A 7,746-nucleotide genomic window follows, 5' to 3' on the forward strand; every position below is an offset into this window, starting at 1 on the left:
AGGTGTCTTAACCCTTGTTGTAAAGGTACACAGCTAACTTCGTTTAAAAAGTCTAATTCTTCTTGTTTTTTCCAATCGGTCAACATTGAAGAAGTTTGAGCGTAGCCTACTCTTTCTTGCTTTTCGTACCAAGCTTGTGTTCGTTCGTGGAGAGCTTTGTTGTAAACTAATCTTACACATCCCAAAGTGCGCCGCAATAGCGACTCTTGTTCGGGTGTTGGGTAAAATCGGTAAGAATAGGCTTTTTCCATGTCTCACATTTTAGCATATATTTCGTAAACGATGCTCATATTTAACAGTAAAGCCGTCGTAGAACGACGGGGTTTCAGTCCCAAATTTTCGATGAGAGATGAGGGGTTACTGGATGCGGATTAGATCGAGCTTTCATGTCTTCTCGTTCTGAATTCGTTCAATTTCATCCAGTGCTTTTTTCGCCTGGAATACGGCCCAGAGATAGGCGATCTGGCTCTCCCACGCCGATCGGGGTAGGATGGCGGGGATAGGGTTCGGGTTCTCGTTCATGGTTAGATTGTGGGGGTGAGTACGGGGGTTTTGTTTTGCCAGCTTTCTGGCCATTGGATCGCGTCGGCACTGAAGGCGAGGGGAGCCTCGGGGAGGGGAGATATGAGTCGGTTGGAATTAGAAATCCACGGATAATTACGAGCGAATTGGTTAGGGAACACGGTCGCGATCGTAATTTACTATATATAGCGTTTTTCAGTCTGATGAGGTACAAAAGTTATGGGTTTTAGGCAAAAGGCTTCGGCCGTGAGCTCAGCCGAACCGCCGAACGGCAAAAGGGAAGAAAAATAGGCGTACCTCACTAGCTTAGGAAACGCTATAAATACAAAAGTCTTGGCAAGAGTTGTCAGGCTTGTCGAGCTACTTCTCTGAATTTAATACTATGGAACGTCGCAAGAAAAAACAAGATATTTTTAAAGACTAATTGAACTTAAAACAATCATTTAAGTTCAAAAAATAGCGATTTTTCGAGTATTTATACTTAGGCGATCTCCGTGTTCTAGGTCATAGAATCTCTAGTTCATTTTTCATCCGAATAAAAATAGAGTAATTAAGTATTAAAAACCCCTTGCTAATATCAATGGATATATAAGGTTTCTCACACCTGTGTGGCACAGTTTAACCTTTGCTGATTAAATTTTTCGACATCGATAATGTACCTCTTGGGAACAGGAAACGCTATAGTATAATATCTATGCTCGATCGACTATTGCCTTTAGATACCTCACACCTTAATAATTAAGCATAGAATAGCCGAGTCTCCAGACTACCGCTTAACCAAAACTTCTATTATCCCGATGAGAAACCTCTATTTTCTCTTGCCCGGTACTACTTCTCCCTTTGGTGGGGGTGGACTGTGGGCAGAAATGAAAACTGTCAATTTAGCTAGTCAAATTTGTAGCGCCCAGATTGTGACTTATCGTCAAAAAGAGTTAAATTATCTCTTTTTAGAGGATATACTCGCGAAAATAAACTCAGATGACAGTATTTTTGTGGTTAGCTGGGGTTTTGATCTTCCTAAACTGGTGCCAAGATTGCGATCGCATAATATCATTTATCATGCCCATAGTACAGGTTACGGCTTCCGTTTACCCTCCCAAATACCAATTATAACCGTTAGCCGTAATACTATGGGTTATTGGGGAGAAAAGGCTCCTAATGCTTTAATTTACTATCTTCCTAATCAAATTGGCTCAGAATTTCTCAATTTAGGCTTAGAAAGGGATATCGATGTTCTAGTACAGGGGCGCAAATCCTCAAAGTATCTTCTCAATCGTCTAGTTCCCGCCCTCCGTCCCCACTGTCGCCTTAAGGTTTTAGATAGCTATGTGGAGGATTTAGTGGGATTATTCAATCGTAGTCGGGTTTATCTCTACGATTCGGCTGAATATTGGGCTGTAAACGGTTTAACGGAAGGTTTTGGCTTACCGCCCCTGGAAGCTTTAGCCTGTGGTTGTACGGTATTTTCTAGCGTCAATAGCGCCCTAGCCGATTATCTCGATCCCGGTTTCAATTGTCAAAAAATCGGGGCCTATTCCACTCAATACGATCTGGAACGTATTCTTAATTATGCCCGTAATTTTCCCGTTAATTCTTTACCTGCTAATTTTATCGATGATTATCATCCCGAAAAATTATTACCACGTTTTGAAACAATTTTAAGAGAAATTAATGATTTCTTTGATATTAAAAAACGCTATCCGGCTGATATAGAAGGTTTAGAACCCCTGCGACTTAAAAAATTATGGATGCAGAGTTCTCTGGCTAAACTTAAGAAAAAACTGTTTAAGTAGCAGTGATCTTTCCTTCATTATTCGCCAATTCAAAAATAAAACGCATCAATTTTAAGAGTTGACAGAGAAAGATCGATCGGCTATTCAGTTATCAGTGATCAGTGATCAGTTATCAGTTATCAGTGAACAGGGATATCGGGAGAAAAAAGCTGATGGCTGACTCCCCAAAAGGAAAACTTTCTACTTCACCATTAAGATAACTGCTATATAATTATTTCTAACTCTTACCCCCAGGATATTTATGAAGCGAGGAATTTACATTACCGCTAATGATCGAGTTATCGAGCAGGCGCTCGCATTAATGAATAGTATTCGTTTGTACGATCCCGATTCTCCCGTCATCTTGATTCCCTACGACAATAATTATCAAAAAATTGCCGATTTATTGTCCGAAAAATATGGCGTTATTCTCTATCCCGATCTGCAATTAGTGGAAGAATTAGCCCAGAAAATCTATGATATTTTTGGAGAAAAATTCTTTGCTCGTCCCAATCAATTTCGCAAGCAGGTGTATTGGTTTGGAGAATTAGATCAATTTCGTTATATCGATGCGGATATCGTAGTTTTTGAAAAAATAATAGATAATCTAAATTTCCTCGATACCTACGATTTTCTCTGCTGTGATTACCAACACAAAAAAGGGATTACTGATGTCTTTAATCCGATTGTTTTAGAACAAGGAATCTTCACAGAAAATGATCTAAGTGGAATGTTTAACGGTGGTTTTTGGGCTAGTAAAAAGAATCTGTTCTCAGAACAGGAATTATAAGTACCTAAGCAAAATTAATTACACATATCTAACCACCTCTTGCCTTTTGCCTTTCTTCACTAGGAAATTTATTTTGCACGACTACTTATAGTGCTTTTCAAGAATGTGCCGCTCATCCAGAATATTTTGATTTTTCTCAAAAAACCTCCGATCAACCGATTATTAATTATACCATTCTCAAACGAGTTCCCAATCGATTTAATATTGTCCGCGCTCCGGGTTGTCAAGCGGGAAATTGGGGGGGAAGTTCTCATTTTCAACCTCAGGGGAATATTTTAATCGATCCGAGATTAAATCAGCCCTTAAAATATTTACATTGGGCAGGAATTCGCATTGAACCGGGCTGTCCCTACTGGGATATCTGGAGATATTATCGTTATCTAGATGATCCTAATCCCCCCGCAGATCCGCCAGCAAGCAAACCAAAAAATCCTTTTCAGAGATTATTAGATAAAATCAAATTATAGGTTTGATTTTTCCTCTCGCACCATTAAGATAACTACTGCAATTTAACTCCAATCCTGTTGCTCCTCGCTTTGGCGAATTTGATACACTTGTCCATGACTGTGCAGTTGTCGAGTTTTTGCCCATAAACTAGCTTCATCTAACTGCCATTTTTCTAGGATTAAATCTAAATCTCTTTGGATTTCTCTTGCCCCCGGAAAGTTTTGATAACGTATGCGTAAACGAGCGCATTCAGCTAAGTTTAAATCATTAGGTTCTGATTGCAGCAGCTGATCAACAATCGGGCGATCAATTCTTTCCTGTGGATGTTGTTGTTCTTGGTTTTTACTAGCCATAATTAATCGAACCAACCGATATCGGAATCCGTTAACTCTGTGGGGGTAGGAGTTGGGGCAATATAACGGACTAAAGTTGCCATTTCAAAGTTATAAAGACTGGGTTTCTTCGGCGCAGGTTTGGTAATTGACGACGGTTCAGGCGTGGGGGTGGGACTATTTTCTAGGGTTTTAATTTGATTATATAGTTTTTCAATCAACTGTTTTTTCTCGGTTAATTCCGTCTGGGATTGACTTAATTGACTCGATAATTTTTCAATTAACTGTTTTTTCTCAGTCAGTTCTATTTCTGTTTTACTTAATTGACTCGATAATTTTTCAATCAACTGTTTTTTCTCGGTTAGTTCCGTCTGGGATTGACTTAATTGACTCGATAATTGTGCCACCAAAGTGGTTTTTTCCGAGAGGACAGATTCTAACTGCTCGGTCTGTTGTTGTAACTGCTGTAACCTGACAGAGAGTTCCAGATGTTCTTGGACTTCTTTTTCCAGAGAAATAACCTTTTCTTGGAGAGTTTGCTGATTTTTCTCGGTTTTTTCTAACTCTGTTGTCAAGTCGTTAATTTTTGCCTGTAGGGTGGCGTTAGTTTCCTTCGGACGTTTGGGAGAAGGAGAGGTTTGGGATTCTACCTCTTTATTAGCTTCTGTACGGATGAGATCGTTTAAATTACCTTTGGTCATAAGCTGTGCAAATAGGATATTACGATAGAATCGGATACTGTCCAGAAATCTGTTGGTTTAGGCAATCGATAATTATTCGCCCGATATACAAGCTTGATTAAGCTGGGGAATTGTTCCATAGGTTTTATTTTATAGCTTGAGGTCGATCGATCCCTGTCCATTTAAGGAATGAGAACAAATACCTAAATCTCAGTTTCACCAGTAAGATTCTAAATTTTTCTGTAGTTAATGATACGGAATAGCAAATTTGTGTCAGACTAAAGGTAGAAGTCGATCGCACCTGTGGCAGGGATAAATTTATGAATATTGAAGAAAAAGCACGTCTTAATCTAACCCAAGAACGACAAGCAGAAGGAATGCTCGAAGAGAATGTCTTAACTCGTACAGAGGAGCTTTTAGGGGAAGGAGAGGCAGAAACTGCAAAAGCGCGGGTTTTGTTAACTGAAAATCGTCAAGAAGACGAAAAACTCCAAGATAAAATTTTAGAACGTTCGATCGAAGCTATGCAATAGCCTTTCGGTGAAGACTGGGAATATCCACAGAAGTAGAGTTAAATGTCTGTAGAGACGTGGTTTTCCCCGTCTCTATTTCAATCCCCGATAACTAATCACTGTTACACTAATCACTGTTAAGCTCTGGACAGTGAAAAAATGCAGATCCGAAGAAAACACCCCAATCCTGCCGTTAAAGTTGAGAGTTTGAGTTATGTGGTGAAAGTGCCAGAGGCACAACCGCAAAATATTTTAGAAGAAATCGTTTGGCATAAAGAGATCGAAGTCGATAAATTGCGCGAAAGGTTGCCTTTATTGGAATTACGCCAAAAAATAGCTAATACTGCGCCACCTTGCGACTTTTTAGCCGCTTTAAAACAGGGTAAAACCCAACCCGCTTTGATTGCCGAAGTCAAAAAAGCTTCTCCTAGCAAGGGAGTAATCCGCGAAGATTTTGATCCTGTAGCGATCGCCCGTACCTATGAACAGGGAGGAGCCACTTGTTTATCGGTTTTAACCGATAGTAAGTTTTTTCAAGGTAGTTACGAAAATCTTAGCCTCGTCCGGCAAGCGGTATCTTTACCCCTATTATGCAAAGAATTTATCCTTTATCCCTATCAAATCTACTACGCTCGCTCTAAAGGAGCCGATGCTGTTCTTTTAATTGCCGCTATTTTAAGCGATCAAGACCTAGCATATTTTGTCAAAATTGTCAAGGGTTTAGGGATGACAGCTTTGGTAGAGGTGCATAGTCTGTCCGAATTTGATCGAGTGTTAGCCATTGAGGGAATCGAACTAATCGGCATTAATAACCGTAATTTAGAGACATTTACAGTCGATTTAGACAATACTCGCCAATTACTAGAAGCTAGAGGCGAAAAGGTGCGAGAAAAAGGTATTCTGATCGTCAGCGAATCGGGATTAAACACAGCAACAGATCTGGCGAAAGTGAAGCAAGCGGGAGCAAATGCGGTTCTAATCGGCGAATCTTTGGTAAAACTGCCCGATCCTGCCGTCGGTATCCAGAAATTGTTTGAAAATCGGGAATAGGAGTTAGGAAGTGGGGAGTCGGAATGATGAATTATAAATTACGAATTATGAAGTGGGGAATTGGGGAGAAAAAAGCTAACTCCTGCCTCCTGCCGACCGCCCCCTGCTTCCTGCGATATAATCAGAGTTTGCCAAATCTTAAATCAACCCCTCAGAATTGATGCGATCGAGATTTGGTTTTTTATCTTTGTTAAATATGCCCAACGAGAGAGGACGAACCATGGAAAATAAAAATATGTTGATGATTCCCGGCCCCACACCGGTGCCGGAAGCGGTATTATTGGCTATGGCTAAAGCACCGATAGGTCATCGGACCGGTGCTTTTAGCAAGGTAATCGCCGAATTAACCGAAAATCTTAAATGGTTGCATCAAACCAATGGCGATGTCTTAATGTTAACCGCTTCGGGAACCGGTGCCATGGAAGCGGGAATTATTAATTTTCTCAGCCCCGGCGATCGAGTTTTGGTGGGGGATAATGGTAAATTTGGGGAACGTTGGGGGAAAGTCGCGAAAGCCTACGGCTTAAATGTGGATGTAGTTAAGGCAGAATGGGGTAAACCCCTAGATCCAGAAGCATTCACCGCTAAACTGACCGAAGACAAGGAAAAAGCCATCAAAGCGGTAATTATCACCCATTCAGAAACTTCCACCGGGGTTCTCAATGACTTGGAAAGCATTAACAAAGCGGTAAAAGACCACGGGGAAGCTTTAATTATCGTCGATGCTGTCACCAGTTTAGGAGCTTATCATATTCCCATCGACGAATGGGGTTTAGATGTGGTCGGTTCTGGTTCCCAGAAAGGTTATATGATTCCTCCCGGTTTAGGTTTTGTTTCCGTAAGCAAAAAAGCTTGGAAAGCCTACGAAACCGCCAAACTGCCCCGTTTTTATCTAGATTTAGGCAAATACAAAAAAGCCACCGATGAGGATAGTTCCCCCTTTACCCCTCCAGTTAACCTGATGTACGGTTTACAAGCTTCTCTGCAAATGATGAGAAGGGAGGGATTAGCGGCAATTTTCGCCCGTCACCAACGCTTAACGCAGATGACGCGGGCGGGTATGCGCGCCCTGGATTTGCCCCTCTACGCGGCGGATTCCTGGGCTTCCACGGCGATTACTGCGGTAGCCCCCACTCTAGTAGATGCGGAAAAAATTCGTTCGACTCTCAATAAAAAGTTCGACATCGCTGTGGCTGGTGGTCAGGATCACCTCAAGGGTAAAATCTTCCGTATCGGTCATTTAGGTTTTGCTAGTGAGAGGGATATCCTCACGGTTATCGCTGCCATTGAAGCGACTTTAATCGAGTTAGGTGTCGAAAGTGTCACCCCCGGCGCCGGTGTGGCTGCGGCTGCCTCGGTGATGGTGCAGGGTTAATCTTAGGTTTGCTTTTCTCCTTCTCCCCCTATCCATTAGTCACATCTTTCTTAACATAAAATTTGACAAAGAGAGAAAAGTGTGCAGGATGGCTCAAGGGGGTTCTCTGGGGGAACTGATTTGATCAGATAGCTTCCAAGTCTCGCTGATATACTTTAGACGTTCATAATCTGAGATTTATTAAACTTCTGAAATCGTAGAGTCAGCAAGGAATCCAGTTCTTTTTTATGTTTCAGATGGGCATCATTCAGACATTCATAAATAGC

Annotated in this window: 8 protein-coding genes and 2 pseudogenes; 5 read left to right on the forward strand and 5 right to left on the reverse strand. The window is 41.3% G+C overall.

Going from position 1 to position 7,746, the window contains the following annotated elements; all coding sequences use genetic code 11:
* Both EWV60_RS03870 and EWV60_RS03875 read right to left on the reverse strand, forming a co-directional pair.
* A partial coding sequence (locus EWV60_RS03870; RefSeq protein ID WP_287231081.1) for a helix-turn-helix domain-containing protein occupies positions 1 to 251 on the reverse strand: 251 nt, incomplete at its 3' end.
* A 133-nt stretch (positions 252 to 384) separates the two neighbouring features.
* Positions 385 to 522 carry a hypothetical protein gene (locus tag EWV60_RS03875; protein WP_193746276.1) on the reverse strand — a complete coding sequence of 46 codons (138 nt, stop codon included), beginning with the start codon at positions 520 to 522 and terminating at the stop codon, positions 385 to 387.
* 797 nt (positions 523 to 1,319) lie between these two features.
* Here EWV60_RS03875 and EWV60_RS03880 point away from each other — a divergent pair.
* Complete coding sequence (locus EWV60_RS03880) at positions 1,320 to 2,315, forward strand: glycosyltransferase (protein WP_069475512.1); 996 nt, start codon at positions 1,320 to 1,322, stop codon at positions 2,313 to 2,315.
* A gap of 241 nt (positions 2,316 to 2,556) precedes the next feature.
* Positions 2,557 to 3,551: pseudogene (locus EWV60_RS03885) on the forward strand (Npun_R2821/Npun_R2822 family protein).
* 42 nt (positions 3,552 to 3,593) lie between these two features.
* Here the strand turns inward: EWV60_RS03885 and EWV60_RS03890 are convergent.
* Together EWV60_RS03890 and EWV60_RS03895 are read right to left on the reverse strand one after the other, a co-directional pair.
* On the reverse strand, positions 3,594 to 3,884 hold the full coding sequence (locus tag EWV60_RS03890) for a DUF3288 family protein (protein WP_002738029.1): 291 nt from the start codon (positions 3,882 to 3,884) through the stop codon (positions 3,594 to 3,596).
* Between the two features lie 2 nt (positions 3,885 to 3,886).
* Positions 3,887 to 4,564, reverse strand: a complete 678-nt coding sequence (locus EWV60_RS03895; RefSeq protein WP_002791301.1) for a hypothetical protein — start codon at positions 4,562 to 4,564, stop codon at positions 3,887 to 3,889.
* Positions 4,565 to 4,863: 299 nt separating this feature from the next.
* Here EWV60_RS03895 and EWV60_RS03900 point away from each other — a divergent pair, with 299 nt between their 5' ends.
* The 3 genes from EWV60_RS03900 to EWV60_RS03910 all read left to right on the forward strand — a co-directional run bounded on the left by EWV60_RS03900 (position 4,864) and on the right by EWV60_RS03910 (position 7,480).
* Positions 4,864 to 5,076, forward strand: a complete 213-nt coding sequence (locus EWV60_RS03900) for a hypothetical protein (protein ID WP_002735306.1) — start codon at positions 4,864 to 4,866, stop codon at positions 5,074 to 5,076.
* Positions 5,077 to 5,214: 138 nt separating this feature from the next.
* Positions 5,215 to 6,105: an indole-3-glycerol phosphate synthase TrpC gene (gene trpC / locus EWV60_RS03905; RefSeq protein WP_287231091.1), complete on the forward strand. Its 891-nt coding sequence runs from the start codon at positions 5,215 to 5,217 to the stop codon at positions 6,103 to 6,105.
* A 220-nt stretch (positions 6,106 to 6,325) separates the two neighbouring features.
* Positions 6,326 to 7,480, forward strand: coding sequence for a pyridoxal-phosphate-dependent aminotransferase family protein (locus EWV60_RS03910; RefSeq protein WP_287231095.1), 1,155 nt, complete (start codon positions 6,326 to 6,328; stop codon positions 7,478 to 7,480).
* A gap of 155 nt (positions 7,481 to 7,635) precedes the next feature.
* Here the strand turns inward: EWV60_RS03910 and EWV60_RS03915 are convergent.
* Positions 7,636 to 7,746 (reverse strand): annotated as a pseudogene (locus EWV60_RS03915) (IS630 family transposase); the annotation flags it as partial.

This window comes from Microcystis sp. Msp_OC_L_20101000_S702 (assembly GCF_007095705.1).
GTDB classification, from domain to species: domain Bacteria; phylum Cyanobacteriota; class Cyanobacteriia; order Cyanobacteriales; family Microcystaceae; genus Microcystis; species Microcystis ichthyoblabe_A.

Coding starts and splice junctions, on each gene's coding strand:
- EWV60_RS03875 (WP_193746276.1), bottom strand. CDS start 522: ATGAACGAGAACCCGAACCCTATCCCCGCCATCCTACCCCGATCGGCG.
- EWV60_RS03880 (WP_069475512.1), top strand. CDS start 1,320: ATGAGAAACCTCTATTTTCTCTTGCCCGGTACTACTTCTCCCTTTGGT.
- EWV60_RS03890 (WP_002738029.1), bottom strand. CDS start 3,884: ATGGCTAGTAAAAACCAAGAACAACAACATCCACAGGAAAGAATTGAT.
- EWV60_RS03895 (WP_002791301.1), bottom strand. CDS start 4,564: ATGACCAAAGGTAATTTAAACGATCTCATCCGTACAGAAGCTAATAAA.
- EWV60_RS03900 (WP_002735306.1), top strand. CDS start 4,864: ATGAATATTGAAGAAAAAGCACGTCTTAATCTAACCCAAGAACGACAA.
- trpC (WP_287231091.1), top strand. CDS start 5,215: ATGCAGATCCGAAGAAAACACCCCAATCCTGCCGTTAAAGTTGAGAGT.
- EWV60_RS03910 (WP_287231095.1), top strand. CDS start 6,326: ATGGAAAATAAAAATATGTTGATGATTCCCGGCCCCACACCGGTGCCG.